At 70.4% G+C, this 20,069-nt stretch carries 21 protein-coding genes; 19 read left to right on the top strand and 2 right to left on the bottom strand.

Annotation, left to right across the window (positions count from 1 at the left end; all coding sequences use genetic code 11):
* Positions 1–26: 26 nt before the first annotated feature.
* Positions 27–626, bottom strand: a complete 600-nt coding sequence (locus KALB_RS41090) for a sigma-70 family RNA polymerase sigma factor (protein WP_025361507.1) — start codon at positions 624–626, stop codon at positions 27–29.
* 193 nt (positions 627–819) lie between these two features.
* On the opposite strand from KALB_RS41090, the gene KALB_RS41085 reads away from it, so the two are divergent.
* Together KALB_RS41085 and KALB_RS41080 are read left to right on the top strand one after the other, a co-directional pair.
* On the top strand, positions 820–2,304 hold the full coding sequence (locus tag KALB_RS41085) for an AMP-binding protein (RefSeq protein WP_030108267.1): 1,485 nt from the start codon (positions 820–822) through the stop codon (positions 2,302–2,304).
* 37 nt (positions 2,305–2,341) lie between these two features.
* On the top strand, positions 2,342–2,560 hold the full coding sequence (locus tag KALB_RS41080) for a glutaredoxin family protein (protein ID WP_035967882.1): 219 nt from the start codon (positions 2,342–2,344) through the stop codon (positions 2,558–2,560).
* 358 nt (positions 2,561–2,918) lie between these two features.
* Here the strand turns inward: KALB_RS41080 and KALB_RS41075 are convergent, their stop codons facing one another.
* Positions 2,919–3,359: an XRE family transcriptional regulator gene (locus KALB_RS41075; RefSeq protein ID WP_201771871.1), complete on the bottom strand. Its 441-nt coding sequence runs from the start codon at positions 3,357–3,359 to the stop codon at positions 2,919–2,921.
* Positions 3,360–3,673: 314 nt separating this feature from the next.
* Between KALB_RS41075 and KALB_RS41070 the strand changes: the two genes are divergently transcribed.
* The 17 genes from KALB_RS41070 (at position 3,674) to KALB_RS40990 (ending at position 20,061) form a co-directional block, all read left to right on the top strand.
* Positions 3,674–5,194, top strand: a complete 1,521-nt coding sequence (locus KALB_RS41070; protein WP_236650124.1) for a molybdopterin-dependent oxidoreductase — start codon at positions 3,674–3,676, stop codon at positions 5,192–5,194.
* A gap of 122 nt (positions 5,195–5,316) precedes the next feature.
* Positions 5,317–5,964: a fasciclin domain-containing protein gene (locus tag KALB_RS41065; RefSeq protein WP_025361502.1), complete on the top strand. Its 648-nt coding sequence runs from the start codon at positions 5,317–5,319 to the stop codon at positions 5,962–5,964.
* Between the two features lie 470 nt (positions 5,965–6,434).
* Positions 6,435–7,151 carry a redox-sensing transcriptional repressor Rex gene (locus tag KALB_RS41060; RefSeq protein WP_236650428.1) on the top strand — a complete coding sequence of 239 codons (717 nt, stop codon included), beginning with the start codon at positions 6,435–6,437 and terminating at the stop codon, positions 7,149–7,151.
* Positions 7,148–8,473 (top strand): glutamyl-tRNA reductase, encoded by a 1,326-nt coding sequence (locus KALB_RS41055; RefSeq protein ID WP_025361500.1) that lies wholly within the window; start codon positions 7,148–7,150, stop codon positions 8,471–8,473. The genes KALB_RS41060 and KALB_RS41055 overlap by 4 nt, the downstream gene beginning before the upstream one ends.
* Positions 8,470–9,408 (top strand): hydroxymethylbilane synthase, encoded by a 939-nt coding sequence (hemC, locus tag KALB_RS41050; RefSeq protein WP_025361499.1) that lies wholly within the window; start codon positions 8,470–8,472, stop codon positions 9,406–9,408. Before KALB_RS41055 ends, hemC begins: the two co-directional genes overlap by 4 nt.
* A gap of 16 nt (positions 9,409–9,424) precedes the next feature.
* Positions 9,425–10,972 carry a bifunctional uroporphyrinogen-III C-methyltransferase/uroporphyrinogen-III synthase gene (locus KALB_RS41045; protein WP_236650123.1) on the top strand — a complete coding sequence of 516 codons (1,548 nt, stop codon included), beginning with the start codon at positions 9,425–9,427 and terminating at the stop codon, positions 10,970–10,972.
* 63 nt (positions 10,973–11,035) lie between these two features.
* The gene (hemB, locus tag KALB_RS41040) at positions 11,036–12,010 is read left to right on the top strand and encodes a porphobilinogen synthase (protein ID WP_025361497.1); all 975 of its coding nucleotides are present in this window, start codon (positions 11,036–11,038) and stop codon (positions 12,008–12,010) included.
* A 130-nt stretch (positions 12,011–12,140) separates the two neighbouring features.
* A complete protein-coding gene (locus tag KALB_RS41035) occupies positions 12,141–12,599 on the top strand; it encodes a hypothetical protein (protein WP_148309851.1) in 459 nt (152 codons plus the stop codon).
* A complete protein-coding gene (locus KALB_RS44695) occupies positions 12,599–13,000 on the top strand; it encodes a hypothetical protein (RefSeq protein WP_025361495.1) in 402 nt (133 codons plus the stop codon). The genes KALB_RS41035 and KALB_RS44695 overlap by 1 nt, the downstream gene beginning before the upstream one ends.
* Entirely contained in the window at positions 12,997–13,422 is a 426-nt protein-coding gene (locus KALB_RS41025; protein WP_025361494.1) for a transport-regulating membrane protein Mce1N, read from the top strand. Before KALB_RS44695 ends, KALB_RS41025 begins: the two co-directional genes overlap by 4 nt.
* Before the next feature lie 351 nt (positions 13,423–13,773).
* The gene (locus KALB_RS41020; protein WP_148309850.1) at positions 13,774–14,460 is read left to right on the top strand and encodes an aminotransferase class I/II-fold pyridoxal phosphate-dependent enzyme; all 687 of its coding nucleotides are present in this window, start codon (positions 13,774–13,776) and stop codon (positions 14,458–14,460) included.
* Positions 14,461–14,575: 115 nt separating this feature from the next.
* Positions 14,576–14,728, top strand: coding sequence for an acyl carrier protein (locus KALB_RS49705; protein ID WP_236650122.1), 153 nt, complete (start codon positions 14,576–14,578; stop codon positions 14,726–14,728).
* A 273-nt stretch (positions 14,729–15,001) separates the two neighbouring features.
* Complete coding sequence (locus KALB_RS44690; RefSeq protein ID WP_025361492.1) at positions 15,002–15,271, top strand: hypothetical protein; 270 nt, start codon at positions 15,002–15,004, stop codon at positions 15,269–15,271.
* 919 nt (positions 15,272–16,190) lie between these two features.
* Positions 16,191–16,493, top strand: coding sequence for a hypothetical protein (locus KALB_RS41005; RefSeq protein WP_025361491.1), 303 nt, complete (start codon positions 16,191–16,193; stop codon positions 16,491–16,493).
* Positions 16,494–16,765: 272 nt separating this feature from the next.
* Positions 16,766–18,085 carry an efflux RND transporter periplasmic adaptor subunit gene (locus KALB_RS41000; protein WP_042221363.1) on the top strand — a complete coding sequence of 440 codons (1,320 nt, stop codon included), beginning with the start codon at positions 16,766–16,768 and terminating at the stop codon, positions 18,083–18,085.
* Positions 18,086–18,100: 15 nt separating this feature from the next.
* Positions 18,101–18,835 carry an ABC transporter ATP-binding protein gene (locus KALB_RS40995; RefSeq protein ID WP_030109868.1) on the top strand — a complete coding sequence of 245 codons (735 nt, stop codon included), beginning with the start codon at positions 18,101–18,103 and terminating at the stop codon, positions 18,833–18,835.
* On the top strand, positions 18,832–20,061 hold the full coding sequence (locus tag KALB_RS40990) for an ABC transporter permease (RefSeq protein ID WP_025361488.1): 1,230 nt from the start codon (positions 18,832–18,834) through the stop codon (positions 20,059–20,061). Before KALB_RS40995 ends, KALB_RS40990 begins: the two co-directional genes overlap by 4 nt.
* The last annotated feature ends 8 nt before the right edge of the window (positions 20,062–20,069 follow it).

The raw sequence follows: 20,069 nt of genomic DNA, 5'->3' as shown, positions 1-20,069 counted from the left end.
CCACGGTGATCACTAGCCGGAACGGGTTACCGCAGCTCCGTCGGGAGCAGCTGTGCGAGCCGCCGCACGGCCCTGTGCTGGAGCGCTTTGATGGCGCCCTCGTTACGGCCCATCTGGCTGGCCGTCTCGGCCACCGACAGGCCCTGCAGGAAGCGCAGCACGATGCACTCGCGCTGGTCGGAGTTGAGCTGGCCCACGCAGCGCAGCAGCTCGCTGGTGGTGGCCTCGGTGAGCACCGCCTGCTCGGGCCCCGCGGTGACCTCGCGGTTGTCGTCCAGCTCGGCGGTGGTGACCTCCAGCCGGTAGCGGCTGGACTTCACGTGGTCGAGCACCAGGTTGCGGGCGATCGTGACGAACCAGGCGCCCACGTCGCGGCCCTGGTAGCTGACCGAGCCGATGCGGCGCAGCGCCCGTAGGAAGGTCTCGCTGGTGACGTCCTCGGCCAGGGTCCGGTCACCGACGCGGAACAGCACGTAGCGGTAGACCGAGTCCACGTAGCGGTCGTAGAGCAGGCCGAACGCCTGGGTGTCGCCTGACTGGGCGGCGTGCACCAGGTCCCACGCCTCGCCGGGTTCGTCCATGACGGGGTCGGGGTCGGTCTGCTCGGAGCGGGCAGGGCTGCTCATAGGGGTAGCAGCACCTCCCTTGGTCGACGCAGCGGATGGGCGGGGGCACCCGAGGCGTATCGGCAGCATACGGGTTGTTACTCGGAAGTAGGTAGCGATGTCTGGGTCATATATGAGACGCGGCGGTGCCGCGGTGCATGACGCGCGAGGGGCGTGCCAAAATCCGACGATCGCTTCGATGAGGAGGTCGAGCATGACCCCAGCGGGCAACGTCGCCGATCTGGTCAGCGTGGCCGCCCAGCGCGGACCCGACCACCCGGCGTTCATCGATGCGAGCACCGGGGCCACGCTCAACTGGCGGCAGTTCGACGCCCTGACCAGTGCTGAAGCCCGTCGGCTCATCGGTGTCGGCGTCGCACCCGGTGACCGGGTCGCGGTGCGGCTGCCCACCTCGCCGGAGTTCTGCGTCGCCGTGTTCGGCGCGCTGCGTGCCGGGGCCGTGGTGGTGCCGGTCAGCCCCAGCGCGCCCGTGCGTGAGCTGGCCCGGATCGTCGAGGACAGCGGGTCGCGGGTCCTCGTCGGCGAGGGCGGGGGCGTGCCCACCGTGCTGCCGCCTCCCCCGGTTGAGGGAGTCGAGGGCCAGGAGCCCTTGGGCTCGGTTCGTGGTGGTGAACACATCGCCGTGCTCGCGTACACCTCGGGCACCTCCGGTGTGCCGCGCGGCGCGATGCTCTCGCACCGCGCGCTGCTGGCCAACGTCTCGCAGTGCGCCGCGCTGCGGCCCGCCCCGGTCACCGCCGCCGACCGCGTGCTGCTCGCCCTGCCGCTGTTCCACTCCTACGGCCTGGGCCCCGGTCTGTTCCAGGTCGCCGCCGCCGGCGCCACCGCCGTGCTGCTGGAGCGGTTCGAGGCCGAGCGCGCCGTGGACGTCATCGAGCGGCACCGCGTCACCACCGTGGTCGGCGTGCCGCCCATGTACCAAGCGATGCTCCAGGTCGGCGCCGCGCGACTGCGCGAGGCGTTCATGACGGTGCGCCTGCTCACCTCGGGTGCCGCCCCGCTCGGCCCGGCGCTGCTGGACGCCGTCGAGCACGCCACGACCCTGCCGGTGTACGAGGGCTACGGACTGACCGAGACCGCTCCGGTGCTGACCTCCACGCTGGTCGGCGGCAAGCCCAAGGCCGGTTCGGTGGGCAAGCCGCTGCCCGGTGTCGAGCTGCGCCTGGTCGACAACGACGGCCAGCCGTTCGTGGAGGACGAGGAGCTGGAGTTCCCCGACGACGACGCGGGCCTGGTGTCCGTGCGCGGGGCGAACCTGTTCAGCGGCTACTGGCCGGACGGGGCGCACGGCCCCGACGCGGAGGGCTGGTTCCGCACCGGTGACGTGGGCTACCTCGACCCCGACGGCGACCTGCACCTGGTGGACCGCGCCGGTGACCTGATCATCGTCAACGGGTTCAACGTGTACCCGCACGAGGTGGAGAAGGTGCTCGCCGAGCTGCCCCAGGTGGCCGAGGCCGCCGTGGTCGGCATCCCGGACGAGAGCACCGGCGAGGCGGTCAAGGCCGTGCTCGTGCTCGGCGCCGACGCTCGGCTGAGCACCGAGGACGTGCTCGCGCACTGCACCGAGCACTTGGCCAAGTTCAAGGTGCCGGTCAGCGTGGAGTTCACCGATGTGCTGCCGCACTCGCCCACCGGCAAGCTGGTGCGCAGCAGGCTCCGACTGCCCCAGGACTGACGCCTAGGCTGGTGCCGTGACGCACCACGTGACCCTGATGACCAGGGTGGACTGCCACGCCTGCGAGCAGGCCGCCGCCGACCTCGACCGGATCTGCGGGGAGCTCGGCGTGCCCTGGTCGAGCCAGGACGTGGACAGCGACCCCGAACTGCGCGCCGAGTACGGCGACCGGGTGCCGGTGATCCTCGTGGACGAGGCGGAGCACGGGTACTGGAAGGTGGAGGAGAGCCGGCTGAGGGCGGCACTGCTCGCCTGAGCTGTGCCGCCGCACTCGTGGTGGGGTGATGCGGACGAGCTGTGCGTCGGCGTATCTCGTGCGCGTCGGCGGTGGAGCACTGTCTCAGCAGCGGAGCAATGCGCGAGCGCTGGAGCAGTGAGTCAGCGCTGGAGCTGTGCCGCGGCAGTGGAGCAGTGCGTCAGCGGTGGAGCAGTGCTGCGGCGTTCCTCGACTGCGTCAGCGGATGAGCAGTGCTGCGGCGGTGGAGCAGTGCGCGAGCGGCGGAGCTGTGCTGCGGCGTTCCTCGACCGCGTCAGCAGATGAGCAGTGCGTCAGCACAGCAGCACGGCACACGCAGATCAGCTGTCGATGAGGCGTTGCGCGGCCACCTGGGCCGCTAGGGCTGCTGTTCCTCGTCCTCGGCGAGCAGCACGTCGATCATCTTCAGCACCTGCTTGCGCACCGCCGGTGTCATGTCCCCGGCGCGCATGGCGATCATCCGCACGTGCCGGTCGGCCAGCTTCGCGCGCAGCTCGCGCTCCTCGGCGTCCTCGGGCTCGTCGCCGAGCAGGTACGCGGCGGTGATGTGCGGGGTACCGGGTGCGCGGTGCTCGTCGAAGAACTTCGCCAGCGCGCGGATCACGGCGATGGTCGGGTTGGTGTTGGCGCCGGACCGCAAGGTTGCCAGGTAGACGCGGGACACCGTGGTGTCGTGCGCGGGGTCCTCGCTGATCGTCCGCGCCACGTGCGGGGTGGAGTACTCGCGACGCCTGCCGTGCGCGTCGACCTGCACAACGGTGGCGAACAGGGTGTTCAGTCGCTCCGCCAGGGTGGCCACGGCACACCTCCTCGTATCGCGAAGCCTCTGCACCCGATCTTCCCAGTTAACAAAACGACCGGGAAGTTCACTGGAAGGGCTTGTTTGGTTAAATATAGTGTACGTATCATCCAGTTGGCTGTACAGCCGTCAAGGGGTCCGGGCGTCCTGGGGGTCGCTCGGACCTTTTTTCTGCCCTGGTGGACGGGCCGTCACACATCCGTAAGCCGGTCAGGCTTGAACCGATCCCCCTGCGCGGACGAACTTGAGGTGTGAACGCATCAGCTCCGACAGTCGAGCGCCGTCCCTCAACGACCCCCACGCTGAGCTGGCCGGTGGCTCTGCTCGTCGGCGTGCTGGGCGTCGCGGCCGCCCTGGCCTCGGGCCACCTGGTCGCTGGCCTGATCGACCCGAACGCCTCGCCGTTCCTGGCCGTGGGCAACACCTTCATCGATCTGACCCCGTTGCCGCTCAAGGACTTCGCGGTCCGGACCTTCGGCACCGCCGACAAGGTGGTGCTGCTCGGCGGCATGGCGGGGTTCCTGCTCGTGGCCGCCGTGCTCGCCGGGCTGGTGTCCCGGCGCGGCCCGCTGCCGGGCTCGATCTTCGCCATCGCTCTGGGCCTGGTCGCCGTGGCGGCGGTCTACGCGCGGCCCGACCTGGGCCAGCTCGCCGTGCTGGCGCCGATCACCAGCCTGGTGGCCGGCCTGCTGGTGTTCCGCGGGCTACACGGCCTCGCCCTGCGGCAGGCCGTGGCGGCCACCGAGCCGGGGCAGGCCGCCGAGGGCCCGGACCGGCGCAAATTCCTGCTCGGCTCGGTCGGGGTGGCCGTCGGCTCCGGGCTGGCCGGGCTCGGCGGGCAGTTCGTCGCGGGCAGCGTGGACGTGGAGGGCTCGCGCGCACAGGTGAGCAAGCTGATCGCGCACTACCCGCAGCCCGACATCGCCCCCGGCGCTGACTTCGCGCGCCAGGGCACGCCCACCTTCCTGACCTCCAACCAGGAGTTCTACCGGATCGACACCGCTCTGTCGGTGCCCAGGCTGCGCGCCGAGGACTGGTCGCTGCGCATCCACGGCATGGTCGACCGCGAGCTGCGGCTGAGCTTCGACGACATCGCCAAGCGCCAGCTGGTGACCAGGACCATCACGATGACCTGCGTCTCCAACGAGGTTGGCGGCCCGTACATCTCCACCGCCAACTTCACCGGGGTGCTGCTGCGCGACCTGCTCGCCGAGGCGGGCATCCAGCCTGGCGCGGACCAGGTGTTCTCCACCAGCGTGGACGGGTACACGGCGGGCAGTCCGGTGTCGGAGACGATCGACCCCGGCCGCAACGCCATGCTGGCCATCGGCATGAACGGCCAGGCGCTGCCGCCCGAGCACGGCTTCCCGGCCCGCCTGGTGGTTCCCGGCCTGTACGGCTACGTGTCGGCCACGAAGTGGGTCACCGACATCGAGCTGACCACCTTCGCCGCCAAGCAGAGCTACTGGGTGCCGCGCGGTTACACGGCCAAGGCGCCGATCAAGACCGAGTCGCGCATCGACATCCCGCAGGGCCTGTCCACCGTGCCCGCGGGCACGGTCGTGGTCGCGGGCATCGCCTGGGCGCAGACCAAGGGCATCGCCAAGGTCGAGGTGCAGATGGACGGCGGGCCCTGGCAGGAGGCCGAGCTGACCACCGAGGTCGGCAAGGAGACCTGGCGCATGTGGCGCAAGGAGTTCGACCTCAAGTCGGGCAGCCACACCGTGCTGTGCCGTGCCACCGACAGTTCGGGCTACACGCAGACCGCGGACCGGGTCAGCCCCATCCCGAACGGGGCGACTGGCCTGCACACGATCGTTTTCGTCGCTCAGTGACCGAACCGTTACCAACCGGGATCGAACCGATCGCGAGGTTGTTTCGAACATCTCAGTGAAGGTCGAGATGTTCTCTTAGCCCGAAATATCCGGGTTCTCGCAATCACTGAGGAGTGATCCAGGTGAGGAAGTTCCACCGACTGGCAGCCGCCGGTATCGCTGTCGCCGCCGCCGTCTCGCTCGCCGCCTGCAGCGGTGGTAGCTCCAACTCCGCGGGCTCCACGACGACCACCAGCGCCGCCGCGGCGACCACCACGTCCGAGGCCATGTCGAGCGACGGCGTCACCAAGGTCACCGACACCTTCGGTTCGGCCTGCAGCTCCATCCCGGCTGACGGCAAGGGCTCGCTGAACGGGATGGCCAACGACCCGGTGGCCACCGCCGCCAGCAACAACCCGCTGCTGACCAAGCTCGTCGCCGCCGTCAAGGCCGCGGGCCTGGTCGACACGTTGAACTCGCAGAAGGCCATCACGGTCTTCGCCCCGGCCGACCCGGCCTTCGCCGCGCTCGGTGACGACGCCTTCAACGCGCTGGCCAAGGACCCGGCCAAGCTGGGCAAGATCCTTCAGTACCACGTGGTCGCCAAGCGCCTCAACGGCGACCAGCTGATCAAGGACGGCGCGGAAGCCACCCTGCAGGGCGGCACCGTCAAGATCACCGGCGACAAGTCGAACCTGATGGTCAACGACGCCCCGGTGCTCTGCGGAAACATCCCCACCGGCAACGCCACCGTGTTCGTCATCGGCAAGGTGCTGACTCCGGCCAGCTGAACTGGTTGATTGTTCTCCTCGATGGGAGTGGCCGTCACGGCCACTCCCATAGTGCTTTTTCCGACTCCTCTGCCGTATTCACTGTCTCCTCGCAGGTGGTGCGCACCTGGCGGAACAGGTTCGGCATGTCCCGGTCCGGGGCGAGAGGACGTGAATTCGACATCTGGCGAGTGGCTGTCAACGATGGTGATCCGGCGTTTTTCGTGCATTCTTGTCGACTGTCGGCCGCAGAATTGGGGCCCGGTGGCGACGGATTGCCGGCCGGGGACCACTGACCCGCTCTGCCGTGTCATCCGAACCGGTGAACCGTGTGCCCCAGCTCGCTGTGTGCCGTCCCACGCCCCCGTCCGGCGACTTTGTGCATCCGTTCACAAGCGACTACCGTTGCGGTGTCGATGGGGCGGATCGCCTGGACGAGCAGCTGAGGAGCTACCAGCGTGGGTGCACGACGGGGTGAGGCTGACGAGGTCGTGAGCGCCCCCGGGTCCGCAGTCGACGAACCCGCCGTCCGCGAGCGGGCCAGGGCCATTCCGGAGGCGGCCGTCGCCAGGCTCGCGGTCTATCTCCGAGTGCTCTCCGGCATGGCCGAGCAGAGCGTGACGACCGTCTCCAGCGAGGAGCTCTCGGCCGCCGCGGGGGTCAACTCGGCGAAGCTGCGCAAGGACCTGTCCTACATCGGCTCGTACGGCACGCGCGGGGTCGGGTACGAGGTCGAGGTGCTCGTCGGGCAGATCGAGCGCATCCTCGGGCTGACCCGCAAGCACAGCGTCTGCGTGGTCGGCATCGGTAATCTCGGTCACGCCCTGGCCAACTACGGCGGCTTCCCCGGACGCGGGTTCCCGGTCTCCGCGCTGTTCGACGTGGACGAGGACCTGATAGGCGTGCCGGTGGGCGGCATCCTGGTGGACCACATCGAGGACATCCCCCGCGTGTGCGCGGAGCGGGAGGTCTCGATCGGGGTCATCGCCACCCCGCCCCCCGCGGCACAGGGCGTCTGCGACCGTTTGGTATCCGCGGGCGTGCAATGCATCCTGAACTTCGCACCCGTCGTGCTCCAGGTTCCTGACCACGTCGAGGTGCGCAAGGTTGACTTGGCGGTGGAGATGCAGATCTTGTCGTTCCACGTGGCGCGGCGGGCGGACGAGGCCGCCTACGCGGACGAGGGCGGAATGGTGGTGCCGGGGTGAGTCTGCTCGCAGTCGGTGTGTCGCACCGAACGGCCGGGGTGGGGCTGCTGGAGCGGCTTGCCGTCTCCGGTGACGACCACGGCAAGCTGCTCGACGAGTTGCTGCGGTGCGAGCACGTGTCCGAGGCTCTGTTGCTGTCCACGTGCAACCGCATCGAGGTCTACGCGGTGGTGGAGGCGTTCCACGGCGGTCTCGCCGACGTCACCTCGGTGCTGAGCAGGCACTCCGGGGTCGAGGTCAACGGCCTGTGCGACCACTTCTACGTGCACTACGCGGCCGCGGCGGTGGAGCACCTGTTCTCGGTGGCCGCCGGGCTGGACTCCATGGTCATCGGCGAGGCCCAGATCCTCGGCCAGCTGCGCTCCGCGTACGCCACGGCCGACGAGGCGGGCACCGTCGGCAAGACCCTGCACGAGCTGAGCCAGCAGGCGCTGCGCGTGGGCAAGCGGGTGCACAGCGAGACCGGCATCGACCACGCGGGCGCCTCCGTGGTGTCCGAGGCGCTGTCCGACGCCGAGCGCGTGCTCGGCGGCCTGGCCGGGCGCACCGCGGTGCTGGTCGGCGCGGGCTCCATGGGCGGGCTGGCCGCCGCGCACCTGCGCCGCGCGGGCATCGGCGAGGTGGTCATCGCCAACCGGACCGCCGTGAACGGGGACCGGCTGGCCGCCTCGCTGCGCGCCGAGGGCGTGCGCTCCCGTGCGGTGGCGCTGTCCGGGCTGGCGGCCGAGCTGCCCGCCGCGGACGTGCTGCTGGCCTGCACCGGGGCCACCGACGTGGTGGTCGGCCCCGGGCAGTTCGCGGGCAGGCCGGACCGGCCGCTGGTGGTGTGCGACCTCGGGCTGCCCCGCGATGTGGACCCGATCGTGCAGTCCCTGCCGGGGGTGACCCTGGTGGATCTGACCAGCCTGCAACAGCGGCTGGCCGACGCCCCGGTGGCGCTGGACTCCGCGCGGGCAAAGCAGATCGTGGCCGAGGGCGTGCGCGACTACCTGGCGGGCCAGCGGTCGGCGGAGGTCACCCCGACGGTGACCGCGCTGCGCCGCAGGGCCGCCGAGGTCGTGGACGCCGAGTTGCTGCGATTGGACTCACGGCTCCCGGACCTGGATGATTCCACTAGGGCGGAGCTGGCCAGGACGGTCCGCAGGGTGGTGGACAAGTTGCTGCACACCCCGACCGTGCGGGTCAAGGAACTGGCCTCGGCCCCGGGCGGGGCCGGCTACGCGGACGCACTGCGCGAGCTGTTCGGGCTCGACCCGCAGGCACCCGCAGTGGTCAGCGCACCACGCAACGTCACGACAGAGCACGGCGGTGGAGACCGGTGAACCGGACCCTGAGGATCGGCACGCGAGGCAGCGCGCTCGCGCTCGCGCAGACCGGAACGGTCGCGCAGCAGCTGGAGCGCGCCGGTGCACGCGTGGAGATCGTGACCGTGTCCACCCCTGGTGACCGCAGCTCGGCGCCCATCGCGGAGATCGGCATCGGCGTGTTCACCTCGGCCCTGCGCGACGCGCTGGCGGCCGGCGAGGTGGACATCGCGGTGCACTCCTACAAGGACCTGCCCACCGCGCCCGACCCCCGGCTGTCCATGGCGGCCGTGCCGACCAGGCAGGACCCCCGGGACGCCCTGATCGCCCGGGACGGGCTGACCCTGGGCGAGCTGCCCAGCGGGTCCACTGTGGGCACCGGCTCGCCGCGCAGGGCGGCGCAGCTGGCGGCGCTGGGCCTCGGCCTGAACGTGGTGCCGATCCGCGGCAACGTGGACACCCGCATCGGCAAGGTCACCAAGGGCGAGCTGGACGCCGTGGTGCTGGCCCGCGCGGGCCTGGCCCGCATCGGCCGCCTCGAGGTGATCACCGAGGTGCTGGACCCCCTGCAGATGCTGCCCGCGCCCGCACAGGGTGCGCTGGCGGTGGAGTGCCGGGTCGACGACGTCGACACCGAGCACCTGCTCCGATCTTGTTTGGACGATCAGGCCAGTAGGGCCGCTGTCACCGCAGAGCGCGCGATGCTCGCCGCGCTGGAGGCGGGGTGCAGCGCGCCCGTCGGCGCACTGGCCGATGTGGTGGAAGACCTCGACGACGCGGGAAGGTCGGTCCTCCGACTGTCCCTGCGCGGGGTTGCCGCGACGCCGCAGAACGACCTTCTGCGAGCTTCGGCCACCGGTGACTTGACCGCAGCTGAGCAGTTGGGCCGTGCGCTGGCGGCCGAACTGCTCGATCTCGGCGCCACGGTGCTCAGTGGCCCTGGGAGCAAGTGATGGCCAGGAGCAAGTGATGGGAAACGCCCAGATGACGACCCGCGCACGAAAGACTCCCGGACGCGTCGCGTTCGTGGGCTCAGGCCCCGGTGACGCCGGGTTGCTGACCGTCCGGGCCAACGAGTTGCTGGCCAGGGCGGAACTGGTGGTGACCGACCCCGACGTACCCGCCGAGGTGCTCGCCATCGCGGACGGCGCCGAGGTGCGCCCCGCCGTCGGTGAGTCCGCCGACGTGGCGAGGGACCTGGTGGCCGAGGCCAAGGCCGGGCGCAGCGTTGTGCGCCTGGTCGCCGGTGACCCGCTCACCCTCGACTCAGTGGTCAAGGAGGCTCAGTCGGTCGCGAAGTCCACTGTGGACTTCGACGTGGTGCCGGGAGTTCCCGGTGGCACAGCGGTTCCCGCCTACGCGGGCGTCGCGCTCGGCGCGGTGCACACCGAGGCCGACGTTCGGTCCACTGTGGACTGGGTGGGGCTGGCCTCCGCGCCCGGCACGCTGGTGCTGCACGCGACCGGCAGCCACCTGGCCGAGGCGGCCTCATCTCTGGTGGAGCACGGCCTCGCCCCGCAGACCCCGGTCGCGGTGACGGTGGACGGCACCGCCTGCTCGCAGCGCACCGTGGACACCTCGCTCGCCTCGCTGGCCGCCGACGCCGGTGACCTGCTCGGCCAGCTGGTGGTCACCGTGGGCGGCGCCGCCGCGAACCGGTCCAAGCTGTCCTGGTGGGAGTCGCGGGCCCTGTACGGCTGGCGAGTCCTGGTGCCCCGCACCAAGGAGCAGGCCGGTGCGATGAGCGAGCGGCTGCGCGAGCACGGTGCGATCCCGGTCGAGGTGCCCACCATCTCGGTGGAGCCGCCGCGCAGCCCGGCGCAGATGGAGCGCTCGGTCAAGGGGCTGGTGGACGGCCGCTACCAGTGGGTCGTGTTCACCTCCACCAACGCCGTGCGCGCGGTGTGGGAGAAGTTCCGCGAGTTCGGCCTGGACGCCCGCGCGTTCTCCGGCGTGAAGATCGCCTGCGTCGGCGAGAGCACGGCGGCCAAGGTGCGCTCCTTCGGCATCATCCCCGAGCTGATCCCCTCCGGGGAGCAGTCCAGCGAGGGCCTGCTCGCCGACTTCCCGCCCTACGACGACATCCTGGACCCGGTGGACCGGGTGCTGCTGCCGCGCGCCGACATCGCCACCGAGACCCTGGCGGCCGGTCTGCGCGAGCGCGGCTGGGAGATCGACGACGTGACGGCGTACCGCACCGTGCGGGCCGCGCCGCCGCCCGCCGACACCCGCGAGATGATCAAGTCCGGCGGGTTCGACGCGGTGTGCTTCACCTCCTCCTCCACCGTGCGCAACCTCGTCGGCATCGCGGGTAAGCCGCACACCAGGACCCTGGTGGCCTGCATCGGCCCGCAGACGGCCGAGACCGCCCGCGAGTTCGGTCTGCGCGTGGACGTGCAGCCCGAGTTCGCCAACGTGCCCTCACTGGTCGACGCACTGGCCCAGCACGCGGCCAGGCTGCGGGCCGAGGGCGCGCTTCCCCCGCCGCGCAAGGCAAAGCGCCTGCGCCGCTCGTAGTACCCGAGGTGCCGTGACGGCTGGTCCGTCACGGCACCGCCCACATTCGAGGGAGTACAGCCGGTGTTCCCGACCCACCGCCCGCGCCGCCTGCGCACCACCCCGGCCCTGCGCCGCCTGGTCAGCGAGACCACTGTCGAGCCGAGGCAGCTGATCCTGCCGATGTTCGTCAAGGAGGGCGCGGCCGAGCCGGTGCCGATCGCCTCCATGCCCGGGGTCGTCCAGCACACCAGGGAAAGCCTGCGCAAGGCCGCCGTCGAGGCCGTACAGGCCGGGGTCGGCGGGCTGATGCTGTACGGCGTGCCGCAGACCCGGGACGCGGTCGGCTCGGGCGCGACCGACCCGGACGGCATCCTCAACGTGGCGCTGCGCGACCTGCGCGTCGAGCTGGGCGATGACACCGTGCTCATGTCGGACTGCTGCCTGGACGAGTTCACCGACCACGGGCACTGCGGGGTGCTGGACGAACATGGCGGCGTGGACAACGACGCCACCCTCAAGTTGTACGCGGACATGGCCGTGGAGCAGGCCCGCGCCGGGGCGCACATGGTCGGCCCCAGCGGCATGATGGACGGCCAGATCGGCGTCATCCGCGAAGCCCTGGACGAGGCGGGCTTCGTGGACACCGCGATCCTGGCCTACACCGCCAAGTACGCCTCGGCCTTCTACGGGCCGTTCCGCGAGGCGGTCGAGTCGCAGCTCAAGGGCGACCGCAAGACGTACCAACAGGATCCGGCCAACGCCCGGGAGGCGCTGCGCGAGCTGTCGCTGGACCTGGCCGAGGGCGCGGACGTGGTGATGGTCAAGCCCGGGCTGCCCTACCTGGACGTGGTGCGCGCGGTGGCCGAGGTTTCCGAGGTGCCGGTGGCCGCCTACCAGGTGTCCGGTGAGTACGCGATGGTCGAGGCCGCGGCCGCCAACGGCTGGCTGGACCGCGAGCGCACGATCCTGGAGACCCTGACCTCGATCCGCAGGGCGGGCGCCGACATGGTGCTCACCTACTGGGCGGTCGAGGCCTCCCGCTGGCTGCGTCCCTGAAGCCAGCCCGCTGGCGCCCGGTCCTGTTCTTGTCCAGCCGGTGATCGCTCTGGCGGTCCTGGTGCTGTTCCACGTGCGCAGCTCGGCCGCGCACTTCGCCAGGGCCGCCGACGCGCGCTAACGTGCGCTCGTGACCACACCTGAATCGGACCAGCCAGCCGTCCCCGTGCGGCCCAGGGCGGTCCAGGTCGGCATCGTGCTGTGGGCGGTCGACGCGGCCCTGTACCTGGCGACCGCCGTGCTCCTGATCGCCTCGCACAACACCGTCGTGCAGGAGTTCGCCAAGCAGCAGAAGAACACCACGCTCACCCCCGAGCAGGTGCTCGACGCGCTCAACGCGCAGCTCATCGTGTACGAGGTGGTGTTCGTCCTGCTCGCGGTGCTTGCCGGGCTGTTCGCGTACATGCTGCGCGCACAACGCCGTTGGGCGCGCGTCGCGTTCGTCGTGCTCGCTCTGGTGCAGCTCGCGTCGATCGCGCTGGCGCCGACCACGCCGACCCAGTTGGGCACGCTGGCGGGTCTGGTCGGTCTGCTGATGCTCTTCCTGCCCAAGAGCAGCGCCTACTTCACCGAGTTGAAGCAGGGCTGATGGTGCGCGTCGCGGTGGGGTTGTGGCTGGGGCTCGCACTGCTCGGTCTGCTCAGTGGCGGCTACCTGTGGCTGCTGCGGTCCGAGGTGCGCACCGCTGTGATCGCGCGCAACGTGGTGCGGCCCGAGCAGGTCGAGGACGCCGTCACCAGCGTGTTGATGAGCAACACCGTGGTCGCCCTGTTGTTCGCCGCCGCCTACAGCGGGTTCGCCCTGGCGTTGCGCGCGGGCAGGCGCTGGGCGCGGGTCGCGCTCAGCGCCGTGGCCGCGCTGCAACTGGTGCTGCTCGTGCTCAGTGGTCTGGGCAGCGTGGCGAACCTGGTGTCGATCGTGCTGGTGGTCGCCGCGCTCGTGGTGACCTGGCACGGCGCCACCTCGCGCTGGCTCGCGGAGAAGGCATGACCGAGGTGTACGCCGAACCGGGCTCTTCGTACTGGCCGGTGCTCTGGGGCCCGGTGTTCGCCCTGCTCGGGCTCGCAGTGGAGGCGCTGAGCGGGCCGGTGCACCCGCTCGGCTGGTCGCTGGCCGGGCTCGGGCTCGCTGCCGCCGCGGCGATGTGGGTCCGCGCGCGCCGCAGCGTGTGCAGCGTGTCGCTGACCGCTGAGTCTCTGCGACAGGGCAAGGAGGAACTGCCCGTGGCGCGCATCGCCGAGGTCCTCGACGGGGAGGAATCGCTGGGCGCCAGGGTGCTCGGCGGGGGCTGGCTGGCGCCGAAGGGGACCACGGGCGTGCCGCTGCGACTGGAGGACGAGAGCGTGGTGCTCGCCTGGGCACGGGATGCCGGAGCGTTGCGCGAAGCGCTGACCGGGTTGATTTCGCAATAGTGTTTCCCGTCACTCGGGTAAACCATTTCCGTGACGCTTTCATTGCGGGAATGGGAAGCGTGCTGGCTTGCTGAACCGTTTCATTTCTCACTTGTATGAGTGAATGTCGAAGCGGTTTTCCGGTGTGACACAAGGTCGTTCGAGTGGCTTCCACCTGCGAAAACTGGGCCAGTAGTGTCTGGTAGGTGGCCTTGTCGAACCTCTGTCCGAGTTCGCAGAGGTGCTTCGCCGACAGGGCAACGGTGTGATGATGTCGGGCGTTTTCACCGGTGAGCACGACCCGCACCGCGAACTGGAACGTCGGCTGGCCCGGTTCCTGGACGCCCCGGCGACGATGCTCTGCCAGTCTGGGTGGACCGCCAACGTCGGGCTCATCCAGGCCGTCGCGGCACCCGGCAGCCCGTCTACGTGGACGTCACCGCGCACGCCTCGCTGCTGGCCGGTGTCCTCGCCGCCGACGCGGTGGCAAGGCCGTTCGCACACAACGACTTCGAGCACCTGGAACACACGATCGGCAAGCACGGCCCAGGGCTGATCGCGTTCGCCACCCTCTACGGCGTCACCGGGGACCTCTGCCCACTGGTCGAGTACGTGGACCTGGCCGAGCGGACCGGGTGCGCGCTCATCGCGGACGAGTCGCACGCCCTCGGTGTGCTCGGCCCGAGCGGCGCCGGGCTGGGTCTGATCCTGGTGGCCGACGATCGGAGGAGCAGGCGCGCCCGCAACGCGCTGATGGTGCGGGACGGGCTCACTGGGCTCGGCTACAACATCGCGCCGAGCGGGAGCCAGATCATCCCGTTGCAGCCGGGCAGCGAGCAGGCGTTGTGCCTGCTCCAGCGGCTGCTCGACGCGCAGGGGGGCTTCGGGGCGCCGTTCGTGCCGCCGGCGGTACCGGCGAACCGCTGCGCGCAGCGGCTCTCGGTGCACTCCGAGCTCGCCGAGTCCGACTTGCAACGCGTCCTGGACACCTGCGCGGCGGTCCGGGACGAGGCCGGGCTGCGCACCTGGAAGTCCACCCGCCGCCTGGTCGCGGCCTGAACAGAACTGGGGAAACCCGTGCAGATCACCGAAGATCGCGACGCCAGGATCCTCGAGATCGTCTGCGACCGCCTGGAGATCGAGCTCGAGGAGCTCGGCGAGACCCGACCGGTTCGTGGAGGACCACGGAGCCGACTCGCTCTCGCTGATCGGCGTGCTCGCCGCGCTGGAGAAGGAGTTCGGCATCTCCATCAATCAGTCCGAAGTGGATGGAATGGCCGACCTGCGCAGCGTGCGTGCAGTGCTGGCCAAGACAGCCGGTTGGTAACAGGACACATGAACACCTTGCTACGCAAGCGGGTTGTCGCCACCGGCCTCGGCGCGGTCTCCAGCATCGGCGCCGGGGCTGTGGAGTTCACCGAGGGCCTGCGTACCGGTCGCAGCGGAGTCAGCCCGATCACTGCCTTCGACACCACCGGCTACGCCCACACCAACGGCTGCCAGGTCCCCGAGTTCGAGCCTGAGCGCTGGCTGCGCAGGCTGTCGGTGCCGCAGTGGGGCCGGGCCAGCCAGTACGCCGCAGCTGCGGGCCGGGATGGCCATGGCCGATGCCGGACTCACCGAGCAGGACCTGTCCGGCGCCCGCTGCCAGGTCTGCGTCGGCACCACCGACGGTGAGTCCCACGACCTGGGCCAGTTGACGGCCGTCACGGTCGAGCACGGTCCGCAGGCGATGGAACCTTTGCGCACCAGGAGGATTCCCTCCTCGCGGTTGTCCATGGCGGTGGCCTGCGACGAGCACTTCGACCCGTTGCGGATTTCCCGTGGCCATTCGCGCCGGGACGCCAGGGGACTGGCCCGTATCGGCTGACCCGGGATCGGTCACGGGCAGAGCATGACCCGGCTGCCTCGCCTGACATGGCGGAGTGGGCGGGCCGGACATTTGGTTTCCGGGGGCTACCCCGCCTCGCACACGACCTCCGAGTCGCGATTTCCAGAGTATTCGCGCATCTGCTCGGTGGTGCCCACCGAGAACTGTGCGGGCAGCCTGGCAGTAGCGCAGCGTGATCGACCAGTAGCAGAATTGGTATTGCTCATTTGTGCGCCTGTCGCACGTCCGGAAAACCGACGATTCCTTCATGCGGCCGTCCGGAGCAGTTGGGTGCATGCTCGCCGCGCACGTCCCAGCAGGAATGCGGCCGCACAGCTCGACGAGCGGGTATTGGCAGCACGCTCCGCGAGGTTCGAGGGGGCCGCAGCCGGTCTCGTCTGCTGTGGCGCACGAGCAGCGCTGCCGCCTAGCTCGTCGGCTGCGGCGCAGGAGCGATGCTGAGGCCTGGCTCGTCGGTGGCTGCGCATGAGCAATGCTGACGCCTAGCTGGACGGCTGCGGCGCATGAGTAACGCCGAGGCCTAGCTCGTCTGCTGTGGCGCACGAGCAGCGCTGCCGCCTAGCTCGTCAGTGGCTGCGCATGAGCAACGCCGCCGCCTAGCTGGACGGCTGCGGCGCAGGAGCGATGCTGAGGCCTGGCTCGTCGGTGGCTGCGCAGGAGCAATGCTGCCGCCTAGCTCGACGGCGGCACCCTTCCTGGATCGACGTGCGATCGCACTCAGCTCGCCGGCCGTATGCAAGCTGAGCAGCGCTGTGAGCACGTGGCGCAGCCCGTCGGCGGCCGCCCACGAGCTGCGCGGCACGATCGCGTCACAGGTGATCGGCTGAGGTGGGGCGTGTGCGAGGGGCACGGCGCGCGCGGACGTGAGACGCTTTCGGGCGTGAGCAGAGGAACCCGGTTGAACCAGCCGTGGCGTGCCGCGGTCGCCGCCGTCGAAGTGCTGGTCGCGGTGCTGCTGGTGTTCGCGGCGGTGTGGTGCTGGAACCGCGGGGTCATCACCATGGTGGTTCCCAAGAACGATTCGCACCCCGAATTGGTTTCCACCCGGTTCATCGGGAGTTGGGTCGCCGGTTCCATTGGGATAGCCACGCTCGCCGGGCTGCTATTGCTGGGGGCGATCCGCCAGCTCCTGCTCGCGCTGCGCACCAAGGACCGGCAGGCACTGCCATTGGTCCGAACCGTGGAGTTGCCGCCGGCCTGATCCGTTCAGTCGGACACTGTTCCTCCTTTCTCCCGCCGAATCCTCACAACTCGGGCACCCCGCTCGCTGAGAGTCAGCGAACTCACAGGTTTCTGCCAGAGCCGCGACAGGCTGTTCGCGAAAGATCGTGGGGTATCAACCGCGCACCCTCCTGCGAGGATTGCTGTCGTAGTTGACAGGCGATCGACAGCGTTCTCTCAGGGAAATCCTGCGTGGCGTGACGAGGATGTCTGCCGGGTCCGTCGCGCTCGTCAGGTGACGGTGGGAGAAGAATGAGGGACTTCGTGCTGTCGAGAATCCGACTGCGGTTCACCAGACGGCGGGTGATCATCCTGGCGGTGGCCGTCGTGGTCATCGCCGGGGGCGCCACGGCCTGGGGGGTCACCCGCCCCGCCGCCGCCCCGGCCACCCGCTTCGCCACCGCCTCCACGACCACGCTCAAGCAGACCGTGTCCTCCTCGGGCACGATCCAGCCCGCTCAGCTGGAGAACCTGAACTTCGGGGTGTCCGGTCAGGTCACGGCCGTCAACGTGACGGCGGGCCAGCAGGTGACCCAGGGCCAGGCGCTGGCCACGGTCAACTCGGCCGCGCTGGCAGCCAGTGTCGCCGAGGCACAGGCCACCGTGTCCGCCGACCAGTCGAGGCTGAGCTCCGACCAGTCCTCGGGGGCCTCCGCCGCCCAGGTCAACGCCGATCAGGCGGCGCTCACGGCGGCGCAGAACCAGCTCACCAGCGCGCAGAACGCGCTCGGCCAGGCCACGCTGACCTCACCCATCACCGGCACGGTCGCCTCGGTCTCCCTCACCGTCGGCCAGCAGGTGTCCGGTTCCTCGGGCTCCGCCAACTCGGGTTCCGGCGGCGGCACAGGCGGCTCCGGTAGTGGCGGTGGCGGCACAGGGTCGGGTGGCGCGGGGTCGGGCGGTTCGTCGAGCACCTCGTCCAGTTCCGCCAGCAGCGCGCAGGTCGTGGTGATCTCCAACGGCTCCTACGTGGTCAACGCCAGCGTGGACGACACGCAGGTCGGCCTGCTCAAGGTCGGCGAGCAGGCCACGATCACGCCGAACAGCAGCACCACCCCGGTGTACGGCACGGTGACCTCGGTGGCCCTGCTCGCCAGCAGCTCGGCCTCGGTGCCCAGCTACCCGGTGACCATCGCGGTGACCGGCAGCCCGACCGGTCTGCACCCGGGTGCCAGCGCCACCGTGGCGATCACGGTGAAGCAGATCAGCGACGCACTGGTCGTGCCCTCGGCGGCGATCCACTACAGCAACGGCAAGTCGGCGGTCTACCAGGAGGTGGACGGCAAGCAGGTGGAGCGCGAGGTGACCACCGGCATGGTGCAGGGCGGGCAGACCCAGATCCTGAGCGGGCTGTCCGAGGGCGACCAGGTGGTGGAGCCCGGCGTGGCGGGCGGTACCCGCGGCGGCACAGGCGGTACCGGTACCGGTGGCGGCACGCGAGGCGGCGGCACGGGTGGCACCGGTACCGGGGGCGGGCGGACCGGCGGCTTCGGCGGCGGCACGGGCGGTACCGGCGGCACGGGCGGCGGCTTCGGTGGCGGCGGGGTCACCCGCGGCGGGACGGGCGGCTGAGCCATGACCCTGGACATGACCGCACCACTGCCGACGGCCGGTGACACGGCCGGACCGGTGATCGACATCTCCGAGGTGCGCAAGGTCTACAAGACCGGTGCGCTGGAGGTGGAGGCGTTGCGCGGCATCACGTTGCGCATCGAGCAGGGCGAGTACGTGGCGATCATGGGGCCCTCCGGCTCCGGCAAGTCCACGCTGATGCACATCCTGGGCTGCCTGGACGTGGCCACCACCGGCACGTACCTGTTGGCGGGGGAGGACGTCAGCGGTCTGACCGAGGCCGAGCTCGCGGTCATCCGCAACAGGCGGATCGGCTTCGTGTTCCAGCAGTTCAACCTGCTGCCCTCGCTCACGGCGTGGCGCAACGTGGAGCTGCCGCTGTGCTACGCGGGTGTCGCCAAGGCGGAGCGCAAGCAGCGCGCGATCGAGGTGCTGGCGCGGGTCGGCCTCGGCGACCGGGTCGAGCACAAGCCCACGGAACTGTCCGGCGGGCAGCAGTCCCGCGTGGCGCTGGCCCGCGCGCTGGTGAACAAGCCCGCGCTGATCCTCGCCGACGAGCCGACCGGGGCGCTGGACTCCAAGTCCACCGCGGACGTGCTCAGCGTCTTCGCCGACCTGCACGCAGCAGGCCACACCATCGTGCTGATCACGCACGAGGAGGACGTCGCCGAACACGCCGAGCGCACCGTGCGGCTGCACGACGGCCTGATCTCCTCTGACGCCAGGCGGACGGGCGGGGTGTTCGCATGAGCTGGATGGAAACCCTGCGCACCAGCTTCGATGCGATACGATCGCATCGATTGCGCTCGGGTCTGACCATGCTGGGCATCCTGATCGGCATCGCGGCGGTGATCCTCACGGTCGGGCTCGGCGAGGGCGCGCAGCAGCAGGTGGCCAGCGCGATCAACTCCCTGGGCACCAACCTGCTCGTGGTCTCACCGGGCAGCACCACGACCGGTGGTGTGCGCGGCGGCCAGGGCTCCTCCTCGGCGCTGACCGTGAGCGACGCGACCGCGCTGTCCTCGAAGGTCGCGGCGCCGGACATCGCCGCCGTCGCACCGACGACGAGCCGGTCCACCGCGCTGACCGCGGGCTCCACGAACTGGACCACCTCGGTGGTCGGCACCACGCCCGCCTGGCAGTCGGTGCGCGCGCGAACCCTGGCGGAGGGCCGGTTCCTCACCGAGCAGGACCTCACGAGCGACGCCGCGGTGACGGTGCTCGCCGCTACCACCGCGCAGGAGCTGTTCGGTGGCGCCGATCCGGTCGGCAGGACCGTGGCGATCGGCAGCACCCCGTTCACCGTGGTCGGCGTGCTCGCCTCGGCGGGCAACTCGGCCGCGCAGAACGAGGACGACCAGGCCGTGGTGCCGATCAGCACCGCCGCCGACCGGCTCTTCGGCGGCAGCACGCGTACCTCGGTGCAGTCGATCTACCTGGAGGCCACCTCCTCGGACACGCTGTCCGCGGCGTACCAGGAGGCCAACCAGCTGCTGCTCAACCTGCACCACGTCACGGACCCGGCCGCCGCCGACTTCACCATCGCCAGCCAGCAGTCCCTGCTGAGCACGGCGACCTCGGTGAGCAAGACGCTGACGATCCTGCTCGGTGGCGTGGCCGCGCTGTCGCTGCTGGTCGGCGGCATCGGGGTCATGAACATCATGCTGGTGTCGGTCACCGAGCGGATCCGCGAAATCGGGCTGCGCAAGGCCTTGGGCGCGAGCCCGGTGGTGATCCGCAGGCAGTTCCTGGTCGAGGCCTCCGTGCTGGGGCTGGCCGGTGGACTGCTCGGCGCGGCGCTGGGCGTGATCGGCGCGCTCACCCTGCCGCAGCTGATCTCCAGCACCATCACGATCTCCCCGACGGCCACCGCGGCCGCGATCCTCACCTCGATCGCGATCGGGCTCGCCTTCGGCGTCTACCCGGCCAGCAGGGCGGCCCGGCTGGCGCCCATCGACGCCCTCCGCAGCGAATGACCTGGAGC

Origin of the sequence: Kutzneria viridogrisea DSM 43870 (assembly GCF_000525635.1) — a bacterium.
GTDB lineage: Bacteria > Actinomycetota > Actinomycetes > Mycobacteriales > Pseudonocardiaceae > Kutzneria > Kutzneria viridogrisea.
This window is presented reverse-complemented; position numbering and strand designations above follow the sequence as displayed.